The following is a 25,609-nucleotide window of genomic DNA, read 5'->3' on the forward strand; positions in this document are numbered from 1 at the left end:
CACAAGTCCGCGCCGGGACGCTCTATTCCACCTTCCACGGTTCCGGTCACAGCAGTGCCCCGTGGTGGAGGTACGGCGCGGGCGGCTTCATCCCGCGGACCGCGAGGTAGCCGGCCGTGTGCACCGCCAGCCCCGCCGCCAGGCCGACGTCGATCGCCCACTCGTTCGCCGCGGTGAGGTGCGGCACCGTCAGCGTCGCGTCTGGTGGGGCCGACGCGACCGCCTCCCAGAGGAGCTCGGAGGCGGTCCGGCGGTCCGAGGCGCACACCACGGCCGGCTTCCCGTCGGCGGCGATGTAGGCGTACCCGGCACCGCTCGGCCGGTCGACCACGACCAGGCGGTTCTGGGAGAGGAGGATCGCGTGGTCGGGGCCGTGGGCCGCGTCGCGACGCTGCCGGTCCAGCGAGTCGAGCAGCGCGAAGTCCGACTCGTCGCCCTCGCGGACGTGCTCGACGACCGGGATCGCGGTCCGGTCGACGCCGCCGACCAGGTACATCTGCGGGTGCAGGGTGAAGCCGGCGAGCCGGTAGCGGCGAAACGCCCGCGGGTCCCGGCTCGAGGAGAGCATTCCCCGCAGGCAGCCGCGCGCATGGGTCAGCGAGGCGTCGAGGAGCGCGCGACCCAGTCCGGCCCCCTGCAGGTCGGGTCGGACGGCGTACGTCGCGAGGAACCAGATCAGGTCGCGGCGGAAGGACGTCGCGAACCCGACCATCTGCCCGTCCTGCTCGGCCACCCAGCAACCGGCCGGGTCGGTGCCGACCAGGTGCGCTGCCCGCACGCGCCACTGCTCCTGCTGCTCCGGTGTGCGGTTGGTCGACATGCCGGGCTCGGCCATCGGGGAGAACGCCTCGTCGGAGAGGCGCTCGGCCTGGTCCACGTCGTCTGGCCCCATCTGCCGGATCAGCGCGTCCACGGCCCTGAGTATCGTCCACGGGATGCGAGTGGTGGTCGCGCCGGACAAGTTCGCCGGCACGCTGAGTGCGGTCGAGGCGGCCGCGGCGATCGCCGCCGGCTGGCGACGCCGGGTGCCGGACGCCCGGATCGACGAGGTGCCGATGTCCGACGGAGGCCCCGGTTTCGTCGACGTGCTGCACGCCGCGCTCGGCGGGGACCTGCTCGCCGTCACCACGACGGACCCGTACGGCGTACCGGTGCCCGCGACCATCCTGCGCGTGGGCTCGACCGCCTACGTGGAGAGCGCGCAGGTCGTCGGCCTTCACCTCACCGCACCCGTCGCCCGCCGGCCCACCGTCGCGACGAGCCGTGGCCTCGGGCAGCTGGTCCTCGCCGCGATCCAGGACGGCGCCACGACGGTCGTCGTCGGAGCAGGCGGCAGCGCCACGAACGACGGAGGAGCCGGGCTGCTCGCCGGCCTCGGCGCCACCGCGGCCGGCGGCGTCCTCGACGGGGGGCCCGACGGACTCGCGGGACTGGAGTCGGTCGACCTCGCGCCGGCCCGCAGGATCACCGAGGGAGTCGAGCTGGTGCTCGCCTCCGACGTCGACAACCAGCTGCTCGGGCTGGTCGGGGCGACCAAGACCTACGGCCCGCAGAAGGGCCTCACCGACGAGCAGCTGCTCACCGTCGACGCCCGGCTGCAGCGGTTCGCCGAGCTCGCCGACCGCAAGGTCGCCACCCAGAAGGGTGCCGGCGCGGCCGGTGGCATCGGCTACGCGCTGCTCCTCCTCGGTGCACTCCGCAGACCGGGGGTCGAGGTGGTCACCGACGCCGTCGACCTCGGTGGCCTCCTCCGTGGCGCCGACCTCGTCGTCACCGGGGAAGGCGCCTTCGACTTCTCCTCACGTTCCGGCAAGGTGCCCTACGGGGTCGCCGAGGTTGCGGCCTCGGCGCTGGTCCCGTGCATCGCGCTCGCGGGACAGGTGCTCGTCGGGTCGCGGGAGATGCGGGCGCTCGGCATCGAGGCGGCGTACTCGCTGGTCGACCGGGTGGGGGAGGAGCGTGCCTTCGCCGACCCCGGCGGCGCGCTGGCCGATCTCGCCGAACGGGTCGCGCGCACCTGGGGAAGATGAGCCGGCTGATGGTCCAGGATGCCCGGGAATAACCGCCGGTGTGCGACGATTGACCCAGTGAAGAGGTCCGGCAGGACCACCGCGAGCCAACCCCGGGAGTTCCCCATGACCGAGCAGGTCGAGACCACCACGGCGACCACCGAGCACCGCGCCGACAGCATCAACGTCAGCCCCGTTGCGGCCGCCAAGGTCAAGAGCCTCCTCGAGCAGGAGGGCCGCGACGACCTCGCGCTCCGCATCGCCGTGCAGCCCGGCGGCTGCTCCGGCCTGCGCTACCAGCTGTTCTTCGACGAGCGCACCCTCGACGGTGACGTCGTCAGCGACTTCGACGGTGTCTCGGTCGTGGTCGACCGGATGAGCGTGCCGTACCTCCACGGCGCCACGATCGACTTCGTCGACAGCATCGAGAAGCAGGGCTTCACGATCGACAACCCGAACGCCACCGGCTCGTGCGCGTGCGGAGACAGCTTCCACTGATCCCGGACTGCGAAGAGGCGGTGTCCCGGTCTTCCGGGACACCGCCTCTTGCCAATTCCGGTGGTGCGCGCCTCAGTCCAGGTGGAGGTGCAGGCGCGACGCGAGGTGGGCGGCCGCGTCGCTCACGGTGATGACCGGCTTGCGGATCTCGCGCGGGAACTCGTCGTAGGTGATCGGCGGCACCTGCCCGAGGAGGTCGGGCGACAGGGCCGGCACCGCGAGCCCCATCTCCGAGGCGCAGGCGGTGCAGTCGAGGCGCATCTTCACGGTGGAGTCCTGGTCGTCGTACGCCAGCCGCTGGTAGGTCATGGACCGACGGTATTGGCTACTTCCGGGTACTCCTACTCGTACCGGACGGTAGGCTCCGCCCGCACCTGAGACACTCTTCCTGCACTCGCCCGGACTCGCTTCCCGCACCCTTCGAGGACCCATGTCGCTGCTGATCGCCGGTTCCATCGCCACCGACCACCTGATGACCTTCCAGGGCAAGTTCGCCGACTCCCTGGTCGTCGAGCAGCTCGACAAGCTCTCGGTGAGCTTCCTCGTCGAGGACCTCGAGATCCGCCGCGGCGGCGTGGCCCCGAACATCTGCTTCGGCCTCGGCCAGCTCGGGCTGAACCCCACGCTCGTCGGCGCAGCGGGTGAGGACTTCGCGGACTACCGTTCCTGGCTCGAACGGCACGGGGTCGACTGCGACTCGGTGCACATCTCGGAGTCGAAGCACACCGCGCGGTTCGTGTGCACCACCGACACGACGATGGCGCAGTTCGCGTCGTTCTACCCCGGCGCGATGAGCGAGGCACGGCTGATCGAGCTGGGGCCGATCGTCGCGCGGGTCGGCGACCCCGACTACGTGCTGATCGGCGCGGACGACCCCGACGGGATGCTCCGGCACACCGACGAGTGCCGGCAGCGGGGCTACCGGTTCATCGCCGACCCGAGCCAGCAGCTCGCATTCGGGGAGGGTGACCTCATCCGGCAGCTGATCGAGGGCGCCGCGATCCTGTTCAGCAACGAGTACGAGTCCCACCTGATCGAGTCGAAGACCGGCTGGAGCAGCGACGACATCCTCGCCCGGGTCGGCACCCAGGTGGTCACCCTCGGCAAGGACGGCGTCCGGATCGTCACCCGCGACGAGGCGCCGATCGAGGTCTCCGCCGTCAAGGGGGTGCAGGCCCTCGAGCCGACCGGCGTCGGCGACGCCTTCCGCGCCGGGTTCCTGGCTGCCGTCGACTGGGGGCTGTCGCACGAGCGCGCCGCCCAGGTCGGCTGCACCCTGGCGGCGTACGTCGTCGAGACGGTCGGCACCCAGGAGTACTCCTTCACGCCGGAGCAGTTCGTCGCGCGGGTCGAGGAGTCCTACGGCAGCGAGGCCTCCGCCGAGGTCGGCGCCCACCTCAAGTGACTCAGGTCGTACGCCGGACCAGGTAGCGGGCCACCCCGTCGTCGGCAGTGTCCGCGCCGACGTACTCCTGCTCCCGCATCCGGCACCACGCCGGGACGTCGTGGGCCGCGGCCGCGTCGTCGGCCACGACCGCGACGACCGCGCCGACCGGGACGTCGCCGATCCGGCGGGCCAGCTCGATGATCGGGCGGGGGCAGAGCATGCCCCGGCAGTCCAGCTCGAGCGCGGGGGCGTCGTCGGTCAAAGTCCGGCGTCCCTGCGGATGCCGGCGACGACCTCGGGCAGGGCGGCGAGCAGCCGGTCCACGTCCTCCTCGGAGGTGTCCCGCGACAGGGAGACGCGGACGTTGCCGTGGGTCAGCGCCCCCATCGCCGCGAGGACGTGGCTCGGTTCCAGGGTGCTGGCCGTGCAGGCCGAGCCGCTGGCCACCGCGAAGCCGCGGCGGTCAAGCTCGGTGACGATGGCCTCGCCGTCGACGTAGAGGAAGGAGAAGGTCACCAGGTGCGGGAGCCGGTCGACGGGGTCGCCGACGACCTCGGTGTCGGGGATCCGCGCCGCGCCCGCGCGGAGCCGGTCGACGAGCGCGGCCTGTCGTGCGTTGACCTCGTCTCGCTCGGCCACGACCGCCTGGAGGGCTGCGGCGGCGGCCAGGGCCGCCGGGACGTTCTCGCCCTCCAGGGGGAACTGGTCGATCGAGTCCGCCGGGAACGGGTTGCGCCACCGGGAGCCCTTGCGGACCAGCAGGACACCGATCCCCGCGGGGCCGCCCCACTTGTGCGCCGATGCGGCCGCAACGGACCAGCCCTCCGGCAGCGGCAGCCGGCCCGCGGAGGCGCCTGCGTCCATGAAGACCGGGGCGCCGGTGGACTCCGCGACCTCCGCGACCGGCTGGATCGTCCCGACCTCGTGGTTCGCCGACTGGAGGCACACCACCGTCGCGTCCATCTCGATCGGCAGCACCCGGCCGTCCCGGTCGACCGGCACCGTCTCGAACGTGCCGCCCCGGGCCGCGTGCCACCGGCCCGCGTGCAGCACTGCGGAGTGCTCGACCGCGGACGCCACCAGCCGGTCGCCCCGACGGCTGTGCCCGGCGAGCAGCCCGAGCACCCCGAGGTGCACGGCATGGGTGCCGCTCGGGGTGAAGGCCACCTCGTCGGGGCGCATGCCCAGAGCCTCGGCGGTGGCCTCACGGGCGTTGTCGAGCAGCAGCCGGGCGGTGCGCGCGGCGCCGTGCAGGCGACGCGGATCGGCGTACCCGAGGTCGAGCGCCTGTTCGAGCACGGCACGTGCCGCGGCGTGCAGCGGCTCGCTCGACGCGGTGTCCAGGTAGACCGCGCGATCGGGGCCCGACGGGGTGCTCACAGCGAGAAACCTAGCCCGCCGCCGGACGGCGCACGGAGGTGGCGCGAAGCACATGTGTCAACACCGCGACCTCGGGCACTGGGGCCACCTTCTCAGTAGTAGGGTGCGGCTTGTTCGGCTCAAGATGTTCGGTCAAGAGAGAGGGCTCGTTCGTGGGTCTGCAACTCCCCAAGCGCGCTCGGAGCCTTGTGTTCGTTGCCGCAGCTGGTGCCGGCGTCCTGCTTCTCAGCGGATGCTCGGTGGGCACGAAGGACGAGTGGAAGCGGATCGCGATGCCGGACCCGGCGAGCGCCGAGGGTCCCGGCATGCTGCACCTGTGGCAGGGAGCCTGGATCGCGGCGATGGCGACCGGCATCGTGACCTGGGGACTGATCCTGTACGCCGTGTTCCGGTTCCGCCGGCGCAGCGAGGACGAGGTCCCGGTGCAGACGCGCTACAACCTGCCGATCGAGATCTTCTACACGATCGCCCCGATCATGATGGTGATCGTCTTCTTCTACTTCACCGTCCAGGAGCAGGACCGCGTCCTGAAGGACGTGAAGGACCCGGACAACGTCATCACCGTCGTCGGCCAGCAGTGGTCCTGGACCTTCAACTACAACTACGACGCGAACGCCGACGACTTCAAGGGCAAGGCCGTCGGCAGCCCGGTGGTCTACGACACCGGCACACCCGCCGACCCGCCGACGCTGTGGCTGGTCAAGGACGAGACCGTCGAGGTCCACCTCTACTCCGCCGACGTGATCCACTCGTTCTGGGTGCCCGCGTTCCTGTTCAAGATGGACGTCTTCCCGGGCCGCGACAACCACTACACCTTCACCCCGACCCGCCTCGGCACCTACGAAGGCCGCTGCGCCGAGCTCTGCGGCGTCTACCACTCGCGGATGCTGTTCAAGGTCAAGGTCGTCGACCAGTCGGCGTACGACGCCCACCTGCGTGACCTGGGCACCGCGGGCAACACCGGGCCGGCCGTCGGCGGGAGCGAGATGAACACCCAAGCCGGCCTCGAGCAGAACGGAGCCAACGAATGACCGCCGTCTCCGACGCACCCCGGGTCGTTCCCAGCCGCACGCTCGGGCAGCAGGTCGTCCGGATCCTGACGACGACCGACCACAAGCTGATCGGCAAGATGTACCTCACCACGTCGTTCGGGTTCTTCCTGTTCGGTGGTGTGCTGGCCCTCCTGATCCGCTCCGAGCTCGCGTTCCCGGGCCAGCAGATCGTCAACGACGAGACCTACAACCAGCTCTTCACCATGCACGGCCTGATCATGCTGCTGCTGTTCGCGACGCCGCTGTTCTTCGGCTTCGGCAACGTGGTGATGCCGCTGCAGATCGGTGCGCCGGACGTCGCGTTCCCGCGCCTGAACATGCTCAGCTACTGGATGTACCTCTTCGGCGGCCTCATCGCCGCCTCCGGCTTCCTGACCCCCTCCGGTGCGGCCGACTTCGGCTGGTTCATGTACGTCCCGCTCTCCGACGCCGTGCGCTCGCCGGGAGTCGGCGGCGACCTCGGTATCATGGGCCTCTACCTGGCCGGTCTGGGCACGATCCTGGGTGCGGTCAACTTCCTCACCACGATCATCTGCATGCGGGCACCCGGCATGACGATGTTCCGGATGCCGATCTTCGTGTGGAACACCATGATCACCAGCCTGCTGGTGCTCATGGTCTTCCCGGTGTTCGGCGCCCTCCTGCTGGCGCTGGAGGCCGACCGCCTGCTCGGCGCGCACGTCTTCGACCCCTCGCACGGCGGGCCCCTGATGTGGCAGCACCTCTTCTGGTTCTTCGGGCATCCGGAGGTCTACATCATCGCCTTGCCCTTCTTCGGCATCATCAGCGAGATCCTGCCGGTCTTCAGCCGGAAGCCGATCTTCGGCTACGTCGGGCTGGTCGCCGCGACGCTGGGCATCGCCATGCTCTCGGTCGCCGTGTGGGCGCACCACATGTTCGTGACCGGCGGCGTGAACCTGCCCTTCTTCTCCGGCATGACGTTCCTGATCGCCGTACCGACCGGCGTGAAGTTCTTCAACTGGATAGGCACGATGTGGGGCGGGTCGGTGTCCCTGGACACACCCATGCTCTGGAGCGTGGGCTTCCTGGTCACGTTCCTGTTCGGTGGCCTGACCGGCATCATCCTGGCCTCGCCGCCGCTGGACTTCCACGTGTCGGACTCGTACTTCGTGGTGGCGCACTTCCACTACGTGGTCTTCGGCACGGTGGTCTTCGCGATGTTCGCCGGCTTCTACTTCTGGTGGCCGAAGATGACCGGGCGGATGCTCGACGAGCGGCTCGGCAAGATCCACTTCTGGCTGCTGTTCGTCGGCTTCCACACCACCTTCCTGGTCCAGCACTGGCTCGGCGTCGAGGGCATGCCGCGCCGGTACGCCGACTACGGACCGGGCGACGGGTTCACCACGCTCAACCAGATCTCGACCGTCGGGGCCTTCCTGCTGGCGTCATCGACGTTCCCGTTCCTGTGGAACGTCTACAAGTCGTCCCGGGGCCCGAAGGTGACCGTCGACGACCCCTGGGGCTGGGGACGGTCCCTGGAGTGGGCGACCAGCTGCCCACCGCCGCGCCACAACTTCGTGTCGATCCCGCGGATCCGCTCGGAGTCGCCGGCGTTCGACCTGCACCACCCGGAGATCGCCGCGCTGGAGTACTCCGACGACCTGGCCGTCGTCGGTGCAGGTCCCGAGGGCAGTGACGGGAAGGACGCCTGATGAAGTCGGAGACCTGGATCTTCGTGATCTGCACGGCGTTCTTCGCGCTCGTGACGCCGTCGTACTGGTTCATCACCGGCGACCCCACCGGCACCTCTGCGCTGGTGATGACCACCCTGCTGACCACGCTGGTCAGCATCTACCTCGGCTTCCACGCTCGCCAGATGTCCCAGGCCGGCCTGGTGCGGCCGGAGGACCACAAGGACGCCGAGGTCGCCGACGGTGCCGGTGAGCTCGGCTTCTTCCCGCCGTACAGCTGGTGGCCGCTGTGGTGCGCCCTCACGATGGCGACCATCGTGCTCGGCGTCGTGATCGGCTGGTGGCTGGTGATCATCGGCGCCACCCTGGGCGCGACAGCGCTGATCGGCTGGGTCTTCGAGTACTACCGCGGCGAGCACGCCCACTGACCCTGGCCGCCCGGCGGGTGAGCCTTGACACGGACCTCGTGGTCCGGAGCACCCCCGCGCGCTTGTTAGGCTGGTGGTGTCCCGGAGGCTGATGTTGTCGAGGAGTTCCATGCGGTCGCGACGAACCTGGGCTGTCGCTGCTGCGGCAGTCCTCCTGATGTCGATCGTCTCGGCATGCTCCAGCGCCCCCGAGGCGATCACCGGCGACAAGAAGGCCGACGGACCGTCGGCCTCGGCGACGCCGACGTCCGACGCGGAGATCACCTCGACCATCCCGGCGAACGCCACCGGGGTGAAGCTCAACCGCACGCTGCGGCTCGACGTCTCCCACGGGTCGCTCAGCACGGTCAGCGTCGCCGGCAAGTCCGGTCCGCTCGAGGGTTCCCTGTCCACCGACAAGGTCACCTGGCAGAGCACCGGCAGGCTGCAGCCCGGCGAGACCTACCGGGTGCGCGGCGTCGCGGTCGACGAGGACGGCAAGCAGGCGGTCTACCGCTCGCACTTCACCACCCAGGCCCTCAGCCTCGACCAGCAGGCGTTCCCCAGCTTCTTCCCGCTCCCCGGTGCCACGGTCGGCGTCGGGATGCCTGCGATCATCCGCTTCGACGTGCCGATCGAGAACAAGGCGACGATCGAGAAGCACCTGCACGTCACGTCGGTCCCCGCACAGGCCGGCGCGTTCCACTGGGTCTCCGACACGGAGGTCCACTGGCGGCCCGAGCAGTACTGGCAGGCCGGCACCAAGGTCACCGTCGACGCCGACATCGACTCCGTGCCCGCGGGCAACGGCATCTACGGCCAGCAGAGCCGCACCAGCACCTTCACCGTGGGCCGCTCGATGATCAGCAAGGTCAACATCGCCACCGACCAGATGCGGGTGTTCCGCGACGGCCAGCTGATCCGGACGATCCCGATCACGACCGGCGAGCAGCCGAAGTACACGACCCGCTCGGGTGTGAAGGTGATCGTGGAGAAGTACCGCAAGAAGCGGATGAACTCCGAGACCGTCGGGATCGACCCGAACGGGCCTGACGGCTACAACATCGCCGGCGTCGAGTTCGCCATGCGGGTCACCTACTCCGGCGAGTTCGTCCACGCCGCCCCCTGGTCGGTCGGCTCACAGGGCCGTGCGAACGTCAGCCACGGCTGCACCGGCATGAGCACCGCGAACGCGGAGTGGCTCTACGGCCAGACGCTGATCGGTGACGTCGTCGAGTACTCCGGCAGCGACAAGCCGATGACGCTCACCAACGGCATCGGCGACTGGAACGTGCCCTTCCAGGAGTACTCCAAGGGATCGGCGCTCAGCTGAGTCAGCCGGTGCTCGAGCCGTGCAGGTTCTTTGCGGTCTTCGACGTCTTCACCGTCGCCGGATCGGGATAGGTGCGGAAGATCCGATCGGCCGTCGCGGTCGTGGTGACCGTGAACCAGTAGTGCTCGTTCTTGTAGTGGTGCAGCCGGTGGTTGCGCCACACCGCCTTGTAGAGGCGCGTCTTGGGCCGGTAGTCGCTGTGGATCAGGTAGTGGGTCCACTCGTAGCCCAGGCCGGTGACCGCGACGGCGAGGATCCAGGTCAGACCCTGGCCCAGGTGCGGGAACGCGAAGAGGCCGATCGCGACCTCGCCGGCGATGACCGCGATCAGGGAGCGCCACGGGATGAAGACCAGTGGGATGTCGCGCGGGTCGGCGTGGTGGCGACGGTGGTCGCGGGCGAGCTCGGAGTCGATCCGGACGCCCGCGACCTTGCGGGGCCGCCAGTGCAGGATGAAGACGTGGATGACCCACTCCAGCACCGGGAAGAACGCCACGAGTGCCGCTGGGGCCCACAGGTCGGAGAGCCGCCAGTCGCCGACGTCGATCCGCCAGACCAGCGCACCGACCAGCGTGGCGGTGATCATCCACGGGCTCGGGTGCAGCCAGAACTCGCGCCACGTCGTGCCGAGGCTGACCTGCGCGCGGCGTGGCCCGGTCAGCCGGGACTCCTCCGTGGCCAGTCGCTGCTGCGCCAGCGCCTCGACCTCCGGGTCGACCTTGCTCATGAGCCTTCTCCTTCTTCGTCGTCCTCGAAGTCCTCGAGGAATGCGGTGAGTGCTTCGGTGGCCGGGCGGAGCAGGGCATCCGCCGCCAGCTTCGCCCCGTCGCCGTCGCCGGTCAGGACGGCTTCCTCGATCGCGCGGTAGCCGGCCAGGTTGCTGACCTCGGCGTCGAGCAAGGGCGCCAGCGGCTCGATCGCCGGCTCGTACGCCGTCCGCAGGCTGTTGAACATCAACCGGAACGTGATGGAGTCGGCCAGGTCGACGACGGCGTCCCAGAAGGCCAGCGCGGCGTGCTGGCGGCCGACCGGCCCGTCCGCGGCCGTGAGGGCCGCGACAGCTACGGTGACGCCTGCGCGCGCCTCCGTCGAGGCGCGGCGGCCGCGTCGGGCGGCCAGCTCCGCCACGTGCGGCGCGATCGCCAGGCGCGCTTCGACGATGCTCCGGGCGGTGTCCGGGTCGAGCTCGCCGTCGCGGACCAGCAGCCGGGGGAGCAGGTCGAGTCCCGCATGCCGCTGGAAGTCGCGCACGGTCGTGGCTCCGCCGTGCCGCACCTCGACCAGGCGCGTCGCGGACATGCGCTGGAGCGCCTCGCGCACGGCGGGACGGGACACGCCGAGGAGCTCGGCCAGCCTGCGCTCGCTGGGCAGCGCGTCACCGGGCCCCAGCGAGCCGTCGACCACCTCGCCCAGGAGCTGGTCGAAGACGTCATCGGGCACGAGGCGGCGGGTGATCGGCTTGAGGACCATGCCACCAGCGTCCGCCCACCAGGTCAGGTGGTCAAGTGGTAAGACCAGTGGGTGAGATCAGCCGAAGCAGTCCTGGTTGTGGGCCGAGAGCGTCATCTCGGTCACGATGCCCTGCTCGTCGATCACGAACTCGTACTCGCTGTCACCGGCCAGCGGGACCACCCACAGGTCGGTCCCGTGGGTGACGGACGGGTATGCCGCCCTGACCGCAGTCACGGAGGACCCGAGGCCGATCCGCTCGGGAGTCTTCATGCCGGGGCGGGCTGAGATCCCCACGAGGTGGTGCGTCGGCGAGTAGTAGCCGTCCGTGGAGTTCGCGACCGGTGACACGTAGGGCAGCCGCACGCTCCGGCACTGGTCGGACGGGCCGGGGTCGACCGCGCCCCCGGCTGACACGATCTGGGCCTCGGTCATTCCCAGCCGGAGGCCGCTGACCTCGCGCGGTCCGAAGTCGCCGGCCTCGTCGGCGCACTCGCCGGCGAAGGATGTGGGCACCTGCAGGTAGCCGAGAGTGTCGCAGTCCCAGACGTCCTGGGTCCCCATGCCCTCCTGCCAGGTGCCGTCGCGGTCGACCCAGAGCGCGACGTACCCGCCGCAGGTGCGCCCGCCGATCGCGTACCCGGCCGAGCTGTACTTCTGGACGGTGACCCCGTGCTGCGTGGCAGTGCAGGACGCGCCGTCCGCAGCCGCCTGGCTCGTGATGAACGACCGGAAGGCGGCAGTGGTCCCGGTGAGCTTCTCGGCGTCCGCCGCGGTGACGACCTCGATGCCCGAGCCGGGGTAGGTGATCACCTTCGGCGGCTCCGCGGTCGGGGAGGTCGTCGCGGAGGTGGTCGGGCTCGGCGGGGTCGACACGGCCGGGGCGGGCCCGTGGTCGTCGCTGCCGCGGTTCGCCAGCAGCGCGACCGGGCTCGCCGCAGCGAGCACCGCGACCACGGAGGCGGCCACCAGGCCGGCGTTGCGGCGGCTGCGACGACGGTCACCGAGACGGCGTACCTGCGACGGTGCGAGAGGAGTCATGCCCAGGCCTCCGGAGTCGAAGCTCTCCAGCTCCCGGATCGGGTCGAAAGTGGGCTCAGGCATGGTGGGCTCCCGGGTCGGTGACGTCGGTGGGCGCGAGCAGGGTGGCGAGGGCCGCGCGACCCCGGGAGAGGCGTGCCTTGATCGTCCCCTCCGGTACGCCGACCTCGTGTGCGACCGCCTGGACCGGGAGGTCGCACAGGTGGTGCAGGACGAGCGCCTGGCGCTGGTTCTCCGGGAGCCGGCGCAGAGCCGTGAGCAGCGCCACCCGGGACTCGTCCACGGCCTCGGAGTGGGTCGCGGGGGACAGCGCCCTGTCGGCGGGACGCTGGGCCAGCCGGCGGCGTCGCCAGCGACCCACGGCCAGCCGGTACGCCGTCGTCCGGACCCAGGCTTCCGGGTGCTCGGCGCGGGAGAGCTTGCGTCGGTGCGTCCAGGCACGGACGAACGCCTCCTGGACGCACTCCTGTGCCTCGTCGCGGTCACCGATCATGGCGTGCAGCTGGCCGGTGACGCGGGCGAAGGACGAGGTGTAGAACTCGTCGAACTCAGCCTCGTTCATGTCGCCCTTCCCCGGAGCGGTGGTGAGCTTTCGCCGGGTATACGCCTGGCCGGCACCGTCGGTTGCACCACCGTCCCGACTTTCTCACCAGATCCGGTCCGGACGCGCCGAGGGGCCCAGGAGTACTCCTGGGCCCCTCGGACGGGATGCGTCAGTGCTTGTGCGTCAGGTCGTCGCCGGCGACGTCGTGACGACCGTCGTACTGGTGGCCGTCGGCCGCCTGATCGAGCCCCAGGACGTGCTCGTGCTCGAGCTCGTCCTCGGTGTGGTGGTGACCCTCCTCGAGCTCCTCACGGGTCGGCTTCTGCACGTTGTTCGCGAACCAGGCCCTCGACAGGGTCGCGCGGAGCCGGTCGACGCGCTCCTTCGGCGCCGGGACACCGTTCGCGTCGGTGCCGTTGGCACCGGCGTAGATCTCGTCCCGGTCGCGCGCGGTGAGCGCGTACGCCCGCTCGGGGCTGAGCGGCAGGTGCCGCTCGGTGTACTCGCCCTCGGGGGACCGCATGATGACGCCCGACTCGTAGCCGTGCAGGAGCGTCTCGTTGTCGTGGCGCTGCAGCGAGATGCACCAACGGCGAGCGATCATGAACGCGATCACGGGGAGCACGAAGATCGCGACCCGCATGAAGTACGTGATGAAGTTGAGGTTCTGGTGGAACGTCGTGGCCAGGATGTCGTTGCCGCCGGCCGCCCAGAGCAGCCCGTAGAGGGTGACCATCGCCGCCAGGAACGCCGTACGCGTGGGAGCGTTGCGCGGGCGCTGCAGCAGGTGGTGCTCACGCTTGTCGCCGGTGATCCACTGCTCGAGGAACGGGTAGGCCAGCACGATGGCGAAGAGCGCGATCGGGCCGATCTGGCCGGGCAGGAAGACGTTCCAGCTCAGGGTGATCCCGAAGATGTGCGTCTCCCAGCCGGGCATGATGCGCAGCAGCCCCTCGGCGATGCCCATGTACCAGTCGGGCTGTGAGCCCGCGGTCACCTCGGCCGGGTTGTAGGGCCCGAAGCGCCAGACGGGGTTGATCGTCATCAGGCCGCCCATGAGCGCCACGACGCCGAAGACCATGAAGAAGAAGCCGCCGGCCTTCGCCGTGTAGATCGGCAGCAGCGGCTCGCCGACCACGTTGTCCTCGGTCCGACCGGGGCCGGGCCACTGCGTGTGCTTGTGGTAGACGAGCAGCAGCATGTGGGCGCCGATCAGCGCCAGGAGCAGTCCGGGTATCAGCAGCACGTGGGCTATGTAGAGCCGCGGGATGATCACGTCTCCTGGGAACTCGCCGCCGAACATGAAGAACGACATGTACGAGCCGAGCACCGGTGTCGCCTTGACCAGGCCGTCGGCGATCCGCAGGCCGGTGCCGGAGAGCAGGTCGTCGGGCAGCGAGTAGCCGGCGAAGCCCTCGAGGATGCCCAGCAGGAGCAGCATCCCGCCGATCAGCCAGTTCAGCTCACGCGGCTTGCGGAACGCACCGGTGACGAAGGTGCGCATCATGTGCACGAGCATCGCCGCGATGAACAGCATGGCGGCCCAGTGGTGCATCTGGCGCATGAGCAGGCCGGCACGCACGTCGAAGCTGATGTTCAGCGTCGAGGCGTATGCCTCGGACATCGGGATGCCGCGGAGCTGGTCGTAGGAGCCCTGGTAGGTGACCTCGCCCATGCTGGGCTTGAACCACAGCGTCAGGAACACGCCGGTGAGCAGGAGGATCACGAAGCTCCACAGCGCGATCTCGCCGAGCATGAAGGACCAGTGGTCGGGGAAGACCTTGCGCAGCGGCATGAGCTTGTTGGTCTTCGCGAGCCCGAGTCGTTCGTCGGCCCAGGTCGCGGGCCCCGCTGCCTTGCTGGGCTTCGCCGGCGTGGCGGCCTTGGTCCCGTTGGTGGAGGAAGTCGTGCTCATCGGGGTCACCCACGTTCCCAGTAGCTCGGACCGACCGGCTCCGTGAAGCCCTCACGGGCGACCAGGTAGCCCTCGGAGTCGACCATCAGCGGAAGCTGAGGCAGGTGCCTCCCCGCGGGGCCGAAGATCACCTTGCCGTTGTCGGCGAGGTCGAAGGTCGACTGGTGGCAGGGGCACAGGAGGTGGTGCGTCTGCTGCTCCCAGAGCGAGATCGGGCAGCCGACGTGCGTGCAGATCTTGGAGAAGCAGAGGATGCCGTCAACACCCCAGTTCTCGCGGCCCTTCCACGGCTTGATGTCGTCGGGGTCCATCCGGACCACGATGACTGCTGCCTTGGCCTTGGCCTGCTGGAGCTCGACTCCCTCGTACATCGGCTCACCGTCGGCGTCCTTCTCGAAGAACACCTCGGGCTCGGCGTTGACCAATTGTCCGACCTGCATCTCGCTCGGGCGGATCCGGGCGCCGTCGACGTCCTGGACGACGCGCATGCCCGCCTTCCACACCGTGTGGGCCAGCTTGTCGCCCGGCAGCGGGCCGAGGTCGCGCAGCGCGACGATGGCCGGCAGGCCGAGGGCGCCGAGCGCACCGAGGAGCGAGTTGCGCAGCAGCGGACGACGGGCGATGCCGGAGTCCTCGACACCCTGCTGGAAGGCGGCGATCGCGTCGGCCCGCTCCTCCTCGCTCGAGCTCGCGGGGTGGCGCATCTCGACGATCTCGTGGTCGCTCATCAGCTTGCGCGACCACTGGATCAGGCCGGAGCCCAGGCACAGCATGCACAGGCCGATGCAGGCGCCGAGCGCGACCGTCGACGCTCCCATGCCGAGGAAGACATCGGGATTCTTGCCCACGTCGAGAGCGAAGTACGCGACGCAGAACAGGACCGCGAACACCGCCGAGAGGCCGAACAGCGTGGCGACCTGGCGCTCGGCGCGCTTCTCGGCGGCCTCGTCGACGTCCGTGGGACGCGGCAGGTGCTCGGGAAGTCCGGGGTTGGCGATCGGCTCGTCCTCGACCGTGTCGAGGCCGTGGCCCCCCTGCTCGTCGCTCACGCGTCCCCCTTCCGGGTCTTCTTAACTCGGGTGTTGCCGGAGGTGAGCCAGATGCCGACGCCGACGAGGCTGCCGATCCCGACGAGCCAGGCGAACATGCCCTCGGAGACCGGGCCGATCGAGCCGAGCGTGAACCCGCCGTAGCTCGGCGTCTCCTCGTTCTTCTTCAGGTACGCGATGATGTCCACCTTGTCCTGCGGCGAGAGCACCCCGTCGGAGAACACCGGCATCTGCTGGGGCCCGGTGAGCAGTGCCTCGTAGATGTGCTTGGCCGAGACCCCACGCAGGTTCGGGGCGTACTTCCCACCGGGCAGGGCGCCGCCGCTGCCGGCGAAGTTGTGGCAGGCCGTGCAGTTCGTGCGGAAGAACTGGCCGCCCTTGACGATGTCGGCGCTGGCGACGTCGGACTGGGAGATGTCGGGGACCGACGGGCCAGGCCCGAGGGAGGCGACGTACGCGGCGAGCGCGTCGATCTCGTCCTGGTTGTAGACCGCCTTCTTGCGGGCGGCCTGCGCGCCGGGCTGGGCGAGCGGCATCCGGCCGGTGCCGACCTGGAAGTCGACCGCAGCCGCACCGACGCCGACGAGCGGCGGACCGTACTGGTTGCCCTTGGAGGTCACGATGCCCTCGGCGTTCTGGCCGTGGCACGAGGAGCAGCCGACCTGGAACAGCGACCGGCCCTTCGCGATGGTCGAGGCGTCGTCGGTCTTGCTCGCCTGCGCCGGAGCCAGGGTGTAGTAGAGGCCGCCGGACGCGAGCAGGGCAGCCAGCAGCACGGCCGGCGCGGCGTACCGGCTGCGCCGCCGGGTCGAGAGCCGAGCTGAGATCTTGCGCGTGATCAGTCGCACAACAGTCCTATCGGTTCCGGGCTACTTGATGAGGTAGATGGTCGCGAACAGGCCGATCCAGACGACGTCGACGAAGTGCCAGTAGTAGGACACGACGATCGCAGTGACGGCCTGCTCGTGGGTGAAGCGACGGGCGACGAAGGTGCGGCCGAGCACGAAGAGGAAGGCGATCAGGCCGCCGGTCACGTGCAGGCCGTGGAAGCCCGTGGTGAGGTAGAACATGGTGCCGTACGCCGACGCCGGGATGGTGACGCCCTCGTGGACGAGCTGGGTGTACTCGAAGGCCTGGCCGCCGACGAAGATCGCGCCCATCACGAAGGTGAGCACGAACCACTCGCGCAGGCCCCAGGCCTTGACGTTCGCGAGGGTGCCGCTGCGACCGACCCGGCCGGCCTCGGCGGCGAACACGCCCATCTGGCAGGTGAACGACGAGAGCACCAGGATCGTGGTGTTCACCGAGGCGAACGGGACGTTCAGCTTCTCGGTGCTCTGGGCCCACAGCTCGGGGCTGACCGCCCGGATCGTGTAGTAGGCCGCGAACAGGGTCGCGAAGAACATCAGCTCGCTGGAGAGCCAGATGATCGTGCCCACGCTGACCATGCTGGGACGGTCGTGGTGCCCGTGCAGCCGGGATGCCGGAATCGCTGTTGCTGTCGCCACGCGGCCATTATGTCGATACGGGGGCGCGCTGGCACCACGCCCCCCGCTTTTGGATCAGATGTTTCCCGAATCACACGACGCCGGTCCGCCGGCAGCGCTCACAGGAGCCAACGAGCCTGCGTGTCGGCCGGTTCCCCGACCCTTCTACGCTGACGGCGTGCTGATCTCCGCCTCCGTGGTCCCCGGCGTCGAGCGGCTGCCCGAATTCGGCGTTTCCAGGGTGCTCACCGAGTGGGGGATGGACCCCTACCTGTTCGTCGGGACGGTGTGGGTGGCCGGCCTCTACCTGCTCGGGGTCTGGATGCTGCGCTCGCGCGGAGACCGGTGGCCGCTCGGGCGCACGCTGGCGTTCGTGCTGGGCGGGTGCGGGGCGTTCTACTTCGCGACCCAGTCCGGGCTGGCGGCGTACGACGACACGCTGCTGAGCGCGCACATGGTGCAGCACATGATCCTGTCGATGGTGGTGCCGCTCTTCCTGGCGCTCGGCGCGCCGGTCACGCTGGCGCTGCGGACGCTCGGCCGGCGCCCACGTGGCTGGCTGCTCGCGCTGCTGCACTCCCGGCTCGCGAAGGTGCTCACCTTCGCGCCGCTGACGCTCGCGCTGTACGTCGTGAGCCCGTGGGCGCTCTACTTCACCGGCTGGTACGACGCCACCCTGCACTCGGCGTACCAGCACGAGATCATGCACGTGCACCTGGTGCTCGTCGGCTCGCTGTTCTTCTGGCCGCTCCTCGGCATCGACCCGATTCCCGGAAGGTTGTCGCACCCGTTCCGGCTGCTGGTGATCTTCCTGACGCTGCCGTTCCACGCGTTCCTGGGCGTCACGATCATGGACCAGTCACGGCTGATCGGCGGCGACTGGTACCCGGACCTGCACCGGGTGATGGCCTGGCTGCCCGACCCTGCCGACGACCAGCACCTGGCCGGCGGCATCCTGTGGGCGTCCGGCGACCTGATCGGGCTGATGTTCTTCGTGGTGCTGTTCGTCCAGTGGGTGCGGGCCTCGATGCAGGAGGCCCGTCGGGAGGACCGCCGGCTGGACCGGCTCGAGCGGCTCGGCGAGCGCGAGCGCGAGCGCGGTCGAGCGTCCTAGTGCTTGCGTGCGCGCACGCAGAACTCGTTGTAGGTGAACCACCTGCCCGCGACCCGTGGGAGCGGGAAGCTGCGCCACTGCTCGGCGACCAACCCCAGGTCTGATGCGAGATCCATCAGCATGGGACCCGTGGTCCACGACACGTGCGTGGGGTCACTGGCGAATCCGCGTTCCTGGGGGCAGATGAAGAACACGGTCCCGCCGGGGCGCAGGTACGGAAGGTAGTCATCGACCAGACCGGCAGCCGAGTCGCTCGCCACGTGCTCGATGACGTGTGCGAAGAGCAGTCCGTCGAAGGACTCCGGGACCCGATGTGGGCTGTCCTGCCATTCCTCGACCGTCAGCGCTGTCAGACCGCGTGACCGGGCAATCGTGACTGCGCTCGCGTTGTGGTCGACACCCACGGACCCCGGGTCGAGCCACGCCAGGTTGCGGCCGACTCCGCATCCGACGTCCAGGGTGCGTCCCAGGTCCTGTCGCCGGAGGTTCCAGCGGTACGGAGCCTGGGTGCCGAGCGCGCGCTTCCAGAGCGGCGTGCTCGAGAGCCGTTGGGCGTACTCATCGGTTGCGGTGCTCGCAACGTCGTCGTCGTCCGATGCAGATGCCGATGCCATGATCGACGAGCCTAGTTGAGTAGCATCAACCCGTGACCGACAAAGCCGCAAAGCTCCGCGTTCTCGTCTACAGCGACGACTCCGACGTCCGGCAGCAGGTGATCCTTGGGCTCGGCAGGAGGGTGCACCCGGACCTCCCCGAGCTCGAGTACCTCGAGGTGGCCACGGAGCCGGTCGTCTGGCAGCTGCTCGACGCGGGCGGGATCGACCTGGCGATCCTCGACGGCGAGGCGACTCCCGCCGGCGGGATGGGCATCGCGCGGCAGATGAAGGACGAGATCTACCAGGCTCCTCCGGCGCTGGTGCTCGTCGGCCGACCGCAGGACAACTGGCTCGCGACCTGGTCGCGCGCGGACGCCGCCGTGTCGCACCCGCTGGACCCGATCGAGCTCGGCGAGGCCGTCACGCGGCTGCTGCGCTCGCGGGTCCCCGCCAAGGCATGACCCACACCTGGCCCGACCTGCTGTCGGGCCTCGTGCGGCGCGAGGACCTGGGCGCCGAGCAGACGGCGTGGGCGATGGGGGAGATCCTCGCCGGCGCAGCAACGCCGGTTCAGATCGCGGGCTTCGCCGTGGCGCTGCGCTCCAAGGGCGAGACCGTCGAGGAGATGCAGGGACTCGTCGACGCCATGTACGCCCACGCGACGCCGATCTCGGTCGAGGGTCGGACCCTGGACGTCGTCGGCACCGGCGGGGACCGCTCGTTCTCGGTGAACATCTCCACGATGGCGGCGATCGTGGCCGCCGGCGCCGGGGTGAGGGTCGTCAAGCACGGGAACCGCTCCGCCTCCAGCAAGGCAGGCAGCGCCGACGTGCTCGAGCTGCTCGGGATCCGGCTCGACCTGCCCGCCGACGACGTCGCCCGGATCGCCGTCGAGGCAGGGATCACGTTCTGCTTCGCGGCGGCTTTTCACCCGGCGCTGCGGCACGCCGCGGTCGCACGCAGCGAGCTCGGCATCGGCACCACGTTCAACTTCCTCGGGCCGATCGCCAACCCGGCCAGGCCGGCGGCCCAGGCGATCGGCTGCGCGGACGCGCGCATGGCGCCGGTGCTGGCCGGTGTGTTCGCAAGGCGAGGCGTGGACGCCTGGGTCTTCCGCGGAGACGACGGCCTCGACGAGCTGACCACCACGACCACGTCACGGCTCTGGCTGGTGCACGAGGGCGAGGTCGTGGAGACCACGGTCGATCCGACGCGGTTCGGCATCCCGGTCGGCTCGGCCGAAGGACTGCGCGGTCGCGACGCGGCGTACAACGCGGAGGTGGTGCACCGGCTCCTCGCCGGCGAGAAGGGTCCCGTGCGCGACGCCGTCGTGCTCAACGCGGGTGCCGCCCTCGCCGTGCACGCAGACGAAGCGGGTTCGGTCGAGGACCGTCTCGATGCCGGGCTGCGGCGCGCGACCGACGCAATCGAGTCCGGCGCCGCGCAGCAGACGCTCGATCGCTGGGTCGCGGCTGCTCAGAGCTGAAGCTCGAACGCGCCGTTCTCCCGCGGCGCGAACCCGAGGCGCGCGTAGTACGGCCCGACCATCCGCTCGGGCGTGAGCACAGAGGAGAATCCGCGCTCACGCAGGACGTTGCTGCGCCGCCACACGAACTCGCCGGGGGAGAAGTCGCGGTATCGCGGCGTCACGTAGTCGAGGACGATCCGCGCGACACCGTCACCGGCATCGCGGACCAGGACGACCCCGACCGTCTCGTCGGCCTTCTGCACCAGGAACGCGACACTGCCCGGCACCGCGCCGTCCCAGTCGAAGTCGGGCTGGTGCCGCAGGATGTCGGCCCCGTGCACCTGCAGGACGTGGCGCAGGTAGGCGTCCCGAGGGCCGACCTCGAGCACCTGATAGGCGGCCTCGTCGTGGCGGGTGCCGACGAGGATGCGGATGTACCAGAGATTGATCAGGCACAGCACCGCGTTCATCGCGACCATCGGCCAGATTCCGAGCGCCGCGTTGAAGCCCGCCAGGATCGCGGAAGCGACCAGATTGAGGACCCGGAAGCGCAGGACCCGCGCCTGCATCACGGAGTAGATCAGGAGCGCTGATCCCGCCCACCCGAGTGCGTTCAGCCAAGACATGCTTCGAGGCTAGTGGTCAGCCGAGGCGACGTGCTCGTTCAGCTGCGGGTCATCGTCCGGCTCGGGCGGCGCGGGCGGTGTTGAAGCGGACCCGGCGCTTGGCGAGCCACAGGGCCCACCAGCCTGGCCAGCGGAAGACAGTCCTGTAGAGACGTGCGCCCAGTGGCGTCATGTGCCGCATCCGGGTCTCGTCGGACTGGTTCATCGAGAACTTCTCGTCACGGACCGTGAGCGAGTCCGCATGCCAGCGGAAGCTCGCCAGGGTCTGGTTGAGCGCGACGAAGGGACCACGCTTCCGGAGCCGCAACCACAGGTCCAGATCCATGGTCTGGGTCGCCTCGACACTCACCCCGCCCAGCTCGCGCACGTGGCTGAACCGCGCAAGCGAGCCCGGCTGGGGAATCAGGTTCGGGCCGAAGCGCAGGATCCAGTCCGCGATCCGCCCGGCGTTGCTGCGGAAGACCACGCGGCCCTCGAGGTCGATGTAGTCGCACCAGCCGTAGGCCAGCGTTGCGTCGGACCTGGCGGCGAGCGCCGCAGTCGTCGCGGCCAGCGAGCCGGGAGCGAGCAGGTCGTCGTCGCCGAGCCAGGCGAAGTACTCCGTGCCCTCGGCTGCAGCGGCGATCCCGGCGTTGATGGCGCCCGACTGGCCACCCTGGCCCGGGTCCGGCACGAACCGTCCGCCGAATTCGGTGACCAGCTCCTCGACGCCCTTGCCCGGCGGCGCGACGGCGACGATGTCGACGTCGACTCCCTGCGTCGCGATCGACTCGAGGGACTTGCGAAGCATCGCCGGTCGCTCACCGAGAGTCGGGACGACCATCAGAACGGTCATCGCGCGCTTCCGGTGACCTCGGCGACCCTCGGCTGTTCGGCCACGTTGACCGCCGGGACGTGCGAGCCTGCGAGTGCCTTGATCAGGATGAGCGTGCCGCAAGCCGCGAGGAGGCCAGCCAGAGTCGGTCCCAGCTGGAGGTAGTCGGTCCAGGGGCGCTGCAGGAAGTTGCGCTCGTTGTGCGCGACGTGCCAGATCGAGATGGCCGTGGCGATCGGGAGCGCGAAGAGCGCACAGTGGTAGAGCGGACGGAACGGTTGCCTTCGCCCGCTGTCGAGGTAGGCCGGGATCAGGGCGAGCGCCACGGTCAGAGGCAAGCCGTAGCGGCCCTGCCAGGCGTAGCCGTCGGTCTGGAAGCCGACGTAGGTGAGGCCGGTCTGGATGGCGAAGGTGGCGACGATCAGCCAGACCACGATCAGTCCGGCCCGCCCACCGGAGCGCAGCCCATGCACCAGCAGCATCGTGAACCCGATGACCCAGAGGATGTACACGGCAGGGGGCGCCAGCTCGTTGCGCAGCGGGAAGGCGGCGATCGTCTGTACCAACCAGAGAAACTCGTTGCTGGCCAGCTGGCCGATCTCCGGGGTGCCCGGGACCGTGCCGGACGAGCTTGGCAGGTTCGCGCCGGAGCTGATCGTCCACAGCACCGAGGCCACGCCGCCGAGCCCGATCAGAGCGACCGCCGGCCAGTTGCGTGCGTCGCGGAGGGTCTGCCACACCGCGGCCGGCTTGAGGAGGAGCCAGGTCAGCAGGATGACCACGGTCCACATCGGTCCGGTTGTGTGGGTGTTGCAGAGCACGATCGCGGCAGTCACCACCGCGGCGAGACAGCCGCGAGGAGCGTCCTCGCGGGCCCCGCTCAAGAAGGTGAGGCCCGCCGTCCAGAGAAGGACCGCGGCCGCGTAGGAGACACCGTTCGGCGCCGCAATCGCGGTGCTGTAGGTCAGCACCGGGGTCAGCGCGACGGCGAAGGCGAGAGTGCGCCAGCGCGACGGACCGTCGCGCATCCACAGCGCTGCAGCCCAGGCGAGCAACAGCGCACAGATGATCGCGGTCACGGCCCGGATGACGTAGTCGACAGCCACCCCGTCGAAGAAGCGACCGACGTTGCCGGCCACGACGTAGTAGGCCGGGTTGTACGAATTGGCGCCCGAGCCGACCTCACCCCACTCCCCGTCATAGGGACCGTAGGCCTCGCAATTGTGGACCAGCGTGTAGGGAAGGCTCGCGCAGACGCCCGAGGCGGCATCGATCACCGAGCGGCGTACCGGAGTCAGGCCTCCCCGTGCTGTCGGAACGCCGTCACGGACCACGATCGCCCCGTGTGAGACACCCTCAGCCCGATAGACGTGGTCGAACTCGTCGGGTCCCCGGAACGCGGGCATGGCCGCGATCCAGGCGGCTTGGATGAGGAGGATGCCGACGAACGCCGTGGTGAAGGTCCTCCTGGCGGTCACTCGTCAGCCTCGTTCTCCGGGCCCCGGGGGCTCATCAGCGCCAGGTGCCGGGTCAACTCGCTGATCTGCGACTCGACTGTGTGCAGCCGCTGGTACAGCGACACCGAGGTGAACAGGAAGACCATCACCAGGACGTAGAGCACCAGGTCGGTACCCCGCGCGACGCCGACCTTGTTGGCTACATAGGTGACCTTCAGCGGAAAGAGCACGGCGAAGATGCCGCCGCCGACGACGAGGATGCCGGTGATCCGGATCAGCGCCAGGTGCCGGCTGGTGCTGGTGTCGCGGAGCAGCACGAATCCGAAGGCGATCGCTGCAGCGATCAACAGGATCTTGATGATCATCGCGGGGCGCGGATCCGATCGACGGCAAGGTCGAAGACGATGTTGACGGCGTTGCTGTTCGTCTGGCCCTTGGCACGCGAATGGTCGCTGTAGATGACGGTGGTCGGCACTTCCTCCCAGACCAGCTGGTGTCGTGCGACCAACGACTCCAACTCGGAGGCGTAGGCCATCCGATCCTGCTGCAGCCGGATCTTGCCGAGGGCGGAACGACTCAGCACCCGTAGGCCGTTGTGGGTGTCCGTGAGCTTCAGTCCGGTGGTCGCACGTGTGAATCGGATCGCGGCCCGGAGCAGTAGCCGACGGGAGCGGGGCATGTCCTCGGTCCTGCCCAGGAAGCGGGAGGCGAGCACGACGTCGAGGGATCGTTCCTGGGCGCGCTCGACCATGGCGACGGCGTCTTCGACCAGATGCTGCCCGTCTCCGTCGAAGGTGACGCACAGGTCGGCGTCAGAGCGCTGCAGGAAGTAGTCGAAGCCGGTCTGCAGCGCGGCACCCTGACCACGGTTGATCGCGTGCCTGATCACGGTGGCGCCGGCCGCGCGGGCGACGTCAGCTGTGTTGTCGCTGCTGCCATCGTCGATCACGATGACGTGCGCGAAACTCGTCCGGAGGTCCGAGACCGTGACCGCAATCACCGCGGCTTCGTTGTACGCCGGAACGATCACGCACGCAGCTCTCGCGTCCATGCTTCCCCCCAACGATGGCAAACGGCTGGTCCGAGGATAGTCCCAATTCGGACATAGGTGCGGTGGTCGAGGAGAGTATTGGCCGACTGGCTGGCGGGTGTGGTCAGAAATGACTAGTCATGGCGCGGTCTTCAGCGATGCACGCGCGGCGAGCGTTGCACGCTAGGTTCGTGCTCGTGGTCCGGAGCACCTGGTGACGGCACCCCTGCGGGTGACAATGCCTCTCCTGACCCTTGTCCCCGGCCACATGGGGGGCAGTGAAACCTACGTGCGCGGGCTTGTCGACGCCCTGGGCCGGCAGTCGGACGTCGAGCTCACTGTGATTGTCCCGCCCGTCTCGGCCGGCAACTTCGTCGGGGCTCGCGAGGTCGTCGCGCACAGGATCAAGAGCGAGCCGAGTGTGCGCGGCCGCCTCACGACGATCGCGAAGGGGTGGACTGCATCCGGTGACCTGCGCGAGGCCATGCGCTCAGCGGACGTCGTGCACCATCCCCTGATCGTGCCGGTTCCGCGCGTGCACAACACTCCATGGGTCGTCACCCTGCTCGACGTCCAGCATCGTGACCTGCCTGGGATGTTCACGAGATCCGAGCGCGTGTATCGGCGGCTCGCCTACGACGCGACCGCCCGCCGTGCCGATCGGGTGATCACCATCAGCGACTTCTGCCGCGAGCGCATCGTCGATCAACTGGCCGTCGGACCTGACCGGATCGACGTCGCACACCTCGGCGTCGCGCCCGAGTGGTTCAAGCGGGGAGAGGGCACCAGGCTGGACTTCGTCTTCTATCCCGCCGCGGCCTGGCCGCACAAGAACCACCAGCGCCTGCTGGCTGCCATGGAGATCGTCCGGGAGCGGCATCCCGCCATGCGCCTGGTTCTCACCGGCCAGAACACGGACCGTCTGGGCGCGTTGCCCTCCTGGTCCGAGCACCTCGGCCAGGTTGACAGTTCGGTGCTGCGGGAGCTCTACTCATCGGCTGCGTGCTTGGCCTTTCCGAGCCTCTATGAGGGGTTCGGGTTCCCCCCGCTGGAGGCCATGGCGGCCGGCTGCCCTGTGGCAGCTGCCGATGCAGGGTCGGTGCCCGAGATATGTGGTGACGCTGCGGTGCTGTTTGACCCCCTGGACCCAATGTCGATCGCCCAAGGGATCTTGTCGGCGATCGACGACGGCACCGAGCTTGCTGCCAGGGGGCGCGCTCATGTCAGTCGATTCACCTGGGAAGCGTGCGCCGAGGCTCACGTCGCGAGCTATCGGGCCGCCGCCGCCCAGGCGTGAGCCG

Annotated in this window: 29 protein-coding genes; 11 read left to right on the plus strand and 18 right to left on the minus strand. The window is 69.5% G+C overall.

What is annotated here, in order from left to right:
* Positions 1–46: 46 nt before the first annotated feature.
* Positions 47–913: a GNAT family N-acetyltransferase gene (locus ACVW00_RS08585; protein ID WP_457110481.1), complete on the minus strand. Its 867-nt coding sequence runs from the start codon at positions 911–913 to the stop codon at positions 47–49.
* Between the two features lie 22 nt (positions 914–935).
* Between ACVW00_RS08585 and ACVW00_RS08590 the strand changes: the two genes are divergently transcribed.
* Together ACVW00_RS08590 and erpA are read left to right on the plus strand one after the other, a co-directional pair.
* Positions 936–2,030 carry a glycerate kinase family protein gene (locus ACVW00_RS08590; RefSeq protein WP_457110482.1) on the plus strand — a complete coding sequence of 365 codons (1,095 nt, stop codon included), beginning with the start codon at positions 936–938 and terminating at the stop codon, positions 2,028–2,030.
* Between the two features lie 105 nt (positions 2,031–2,135).
* Complete coding sequence (erpA, locus tag ACVW00_RS08595) at positions 2,136–2,507, plus strand: iron-sulfur cluster insertion protein ErpA (RefSeq protein ID WP_457110483.1); 372 nt, start codon at positions 2,136–2,138, stop codon at positions 2,505–2,507.
* A gap of 72 nt (positions 2,508–2,579) precedes the next feature.
* Here erpA and ACVW00_RS08600 read toward each other — a convergent pair whose 3' ends face one another.
* Positions 2,580–2,816, minus strand: coding sequence for a hypothetical protein (locus tag ACVW00_RS08600; RefSeq protein WP_457110484.1), 237 nt, complete (start codon positions 2,814–2,816; stop codon positions 2,580–2,582).
* 121 nt (positions 2,817–2,937) lie between these two features.
* Between ACVW00_RS08600 and ACVW00_RS08605 the strand changes: the two genes are divergently transcribed.
* Complete coding sequence (locus ACVW00_RS08605; RefSeq protein WP_457110485.1) at positions 2,938–3,912, plus strand: carbohydrate kinase family protein; 975 nt, start codon at positions 2,938–2,940, stop codon at positions 3,910–3,912.
* Position 3,913: 1 nt separating this feature from the next.
* Here ACVW00_RS08605 and ACVW00_RS08610 read toward each other — a convergent pair whose 3' ends face one another.
* Together ACVW00_RS08610 and ACVW00_RS08615 are read right to left on the minus strand one after the other, a co-directional pair.
* Entirely contained in the window at positions 3,914–4,156 is a 243-nt protein-coding gene (locus ACVW00_RS08610; protein WP_457110486.1) for a sulfurtransferase TusA family protein, read from the minus strand.
* On the minus strand, positions 4,153–5,274 hold the full coding sequence (locus ACVW00_RS08615; RefSeq protein WP_457110487.1) for a cysteine desulfurase family protein: 1,122 nt from the start codon (positions 5,272–5,274) through the stop codon (positions 4,153–4,155). The genes ACVW00_RS08610 and ACVW00_RS08615 overlap by 4 nt, the downstream gene beginning before the upstream one ends.
* 188 nt (positions 5,275–5,462) lie before the next feature.
* Here ACVW00_RS08615 and ctaC point away from each other — a divergent pair, with 188 nt between their 5' ends.
* The 4 genes from ctaC to ACVW00_RS08635 all read left to right on the plus strand — a co-directional run bounded on the left by ctaC (position 5,463) and on the right by ACVW00_RS08635 (position 9,718).
* On the plus strand, positions 5,463–6,305 hold the full coding sequence (gene ctaC, locus ACVW00_RS08620; RefSeq protein WP_457113089.1) for an aa3-type cytochrome oxidase subunit II: 843 nt from the start codon (positions 5,463–5,465) through the stop codon (positions 6,303–6,305).
* A complete protein-coding gene (ctaD, locus tag ACVW00_RS08625; RefSeq protein WP_457110488.1) occupies positions 6,302–7,999 on the plus strand; it encodes an aa3-type cytochrome oxidase subunit I in 1,698 nt (565 codons plus the stop codon). The genes ctaC and ctaD overlap by 4 nt, the downstream gene beginning before the upstream one ends.
* Entirely contained in the window at positions 7,999–8,406 is a 408-nt protein-coding gene (locus ACVW00_RS08630) for a cytochrome c oxidase subunit 4 (protein WP_457110489.1), read from the plus strand. The genes ctaD and ACVW00_RS08630 overlap by 1 nt, the downstream gene beginning before the upstream one ends.
* A gap of 109 nt (positions 8,407–8,515) precedes the next feature.
* Complete coding sequence (locus ACVW00_RS08635) at positions 8,516–9,718, plus strand: L,D-transpeptidase (RefSeq protein WP_457110490.1); 1,203 nt, start codon at positions 8,516–8,518, stop codon at positions 9,716–9,718.
* Position 9,719: 1 nt separating this feature from the next.
* On the opposite strand, the gene ACVW00_RS08640 is transcribed toward ACVW00_RS08635, so the two are convergent.
* From ACVW00_RS08640 to ctaE, 8 genes are all read right to left on the minus strand, one after another.
* Positions 9,720–10,445 carry a sterol desaturase family protein gene (locus ACVW00_RS08640; RefSeq protein ID WP_457110491.1) on the minus strand — a complete coding sequence of 242 codons (726 nt, stop codon included), beginning with the start codon at positions 10,443–10,445 and terminating at the stop codon, positions 9,720–9,722.
* Positions 10,442–11,188, minus strand: coding sequence for a FadR/GntR family transcriptional regulator (locus tag ACVW00_RS08645; protein WP_457110492.1), 747 nt, complete (start codon positions 11,186–11,188; stop codon positions 10,442–10,444). The genes ACVW00_RS08640 and ACVW00_RS08645 overlap by 4 nt, the downstream gene beginning before the upstream one ends.
* A 57-nt stretch (positions 11,189–11,245) precedes the next feature.
* Positions 11,246–12,271: a hypothetical protein gene (locus ACVW00_RS08650; protein ID WP_457110493.1), complete on the minus strand. Its 1,026-nt coding sequence runs from the start codon at positions 12,269–12,271 to the stop codon at positions 11,246–11,248.
* On the minus strand, positions 12,264–12,770 hold the full coding sequence (locus ACVW00_RS08655) for a SigE family RNA polymerase sigma factor (protein ID WP_457110494.1): 507 nt from the start codon (positions 12,768–12,770) through the stop codon (positions 12,264–12,266). Before ACVW00_RS08655 ends, ACVW00_RS08650 begins: the two co-directional genes overlap by 8 nt.
* 151 nt (positions 12,771–12,921) lie before the next feature.
* Entirely contained in the window at positions 12,922–14,667 is a 1,746-nt protein-coding gene (qcrB, locus tag ACVW00_RS08660; protein WP_457110495.1) for a cytochrome bc1 complex cytochrome b subunit, read from the minus strand.
* Between the two features lie 5 nt (positions 14,668–14,672).
* Positions 14,673–15,716, minus strand: a complete 1,044-nt coding sequence (gene qcrA, locus ACVW00_RS08665) for a cytochrome bc1 complex Rieske iron-sulfur subunit (protein WP_457110496.1) — start codon at positions 15,714–15,716, stop codon at positions 14,673–14,675.
* Entirely contained in the window at positions 15,713–16,564 is an 852-nt protein-coding gene (qcrC, locus tag ACVW00_RS08670) for a cytochrome bc1 complex diheme cytochrome c subunit (RefSeq protein ID WP_457110497.1), read from the minus strand. The genes qcrA and qcrC overlap by 4 nt, the downstream gene beginning before the upstream one ends.
* Positions 16,565–16,585: 21 nt before the next feature.
* Positions 16,586–17,224, minus strand: coding sequence for an aa3-type cytochrome oxidase subunit III (gene ctaE / locus ACVW00_RS08675; protein WP_457110498.1), 639 nt, complete (start codon positions 17,222–17,224; stop codon positions 16,586–16,588).
* 157 nt (positions 17,225–17,381) lie between these two features.
* Between ctaE and ACVW00_RS08680 the strand changes: the two genes are divergently transcribed.
* A complete protein-coding gene (locus ACVW00_RS08680) occupies positions 17,382–18,317 on the plus strand; it encodes a cytochrome c oxidase assembly protein (RefSeq protein WP_457110499.1) in 936 nt (311 codons plus the stop codon).
* On the opposite strand, the gene ACVW00_RS08685 is transcribed toward ACVW00_RS08680, so the two are convergent.
* Positions 18,314–18,931 (minus strand): class I SAM-dependent methyltransferase, encoded by a 618-nt coding sequence (locus ACVW00_RS08685; RefSeq protein ID WP_457110500.1) that lies wholly within the window; start codon positions 18,929–18,931, stop codon positions 18,314–18,316. The genes ACVW00_RS08680 and ACVW00_RS08685 overlap by 4 nt on opposite strands.
* Before the next feature lie 32 nt (positions 18,932–18,963).
* Between ACVW00_RS08685 and ACVW00_RS08690 the strand changes: the two genes are divergently transcribed.
* Together ACVW00_RS08690 and trpD are read left to right on the plus strand one after the other, a co-directional pair.
* Positions 18,964–19,374: an Rv3143 family two-component system response regulator gene (locus tag ACVW00_RS08690; RefSeq protein WP_457110501.1), complete on the plus strand. Its 411-nt coding sequence runs from the start codon at positions 18,964–18,966 to the stop codon at positions 19,372–19,374.
* Entirely contained in the window at positions 19,371–20,399 is a 1,029-nt protein-coding gene (gene trpD, locus ACVW00_RS08695) for an anthranilate phosphoribosyltransferase (RefSeq protein ID WP_457110502.1), read from the plus strand. The genes ACVW00_RS08690 and trpD overlap by 4 nt, the downstream gene beginning before the upstream one ends.
* Here the strand turns inward: trpD and ACVW00_RS08700 are convergent.
* The 5 genes from ACVW00_RS08700 to ACVW00_RS08720 are packed head-to-tail and all read right to left on the minus strand — an operon-like array spanning position 20,390 to position 24,329.
* On the minus strand, positions 20,390–21,007 hold the full coding sequence (locus ACVW00_RS08700) for a hypothetical protein (RefSeq protein ID WP_457110503.1): 618 nt from the start codon (positions 21,005–21,007) through the stop codon (positions 20,390–20,392). The genes trpD and ACVW00_RS08700 overlap by 10 nt on opposite strands.
* Positions 21,008–21,056: 49 nt before the next feature.
* Positions 21,057–21,842 carry a glycosyltransferase gene (locus tag ACVW00_RS08705; protein WP_457110504.1) on the minus strand — a complete coding sequence of 262 codons (786 nt, stop codon included), beginning with the start codon at positions 21,840–21,842 and terminating at the stop codon, positions 21,057–21,059.
* On the minus strand, positions 21,839–23,299 hold the full coding sequence (locus tag ACVW00_RS08710; RefSeq protein WP_457110505.1) for a DUF2142 domain-containing protein: 1,461 nt from the start codon (positions 23,297–23,299) through the stop codon (positions 21,839–21,841). Before ACVW00_RS08710 ends, ACVW00_RS08705 begins: the two co-directional genes overlap by 4 nt.
* Positions 23,296–23,643 carry a DUF2304 family protein gene (locus ACVW00_RS08715; RefSeq protein WP_457110506.1) on the minus strand — a complete coding sequence of 116 codons (348 nt, stop codon included), beginning with the start codon at positions 23,641–23,643 and terminating at the stop codon, positions 23,296–23,298. The genes ACVW00_RS08710 and ACVW00_RS08715 overlap by 4 nt, the downstream gene beginning before the upstream one ends.
* Positions 23,640–24,329 (minus strand): glycosyltransferase family 2 protein, encoded by a 690-nt coding sequence (locus ACVW00_RS08720; RefSeq protein ID WP_457110507.1) that lies wholly within the window; start codon positions 24,327–24,329, stop codon positions 23,640–23,642. The genes ACVW00_RS08715 and ACVW00_RS08720 overlap by 4 nt, the downstream gene beginning before the upstream one ends.
* Positions 24,330–24,522: 193 nt before the next feature.
* Between ACVW00_RS08720 and ACVW00_RS08725 the strand changes: the two genes are divergently transcribed.
* Positions 24,523–25,605, plus strand: coding sequence for a glycosyltransferase family 4 protein (locus ACVW00_RS08725; protein WP_457110508.1), 1,083 nt, complete (start codon positions 24,523–24,525; stop codon positions 25,603–25,605).
* The last annotated feature ends 4 nt before the right edge of the window (positions 25,606–25,609 follow it).

The sequence above is a fragment of the Marmoricola sp. URHA0025 HA25 genome (assembly GCF_054059435.1).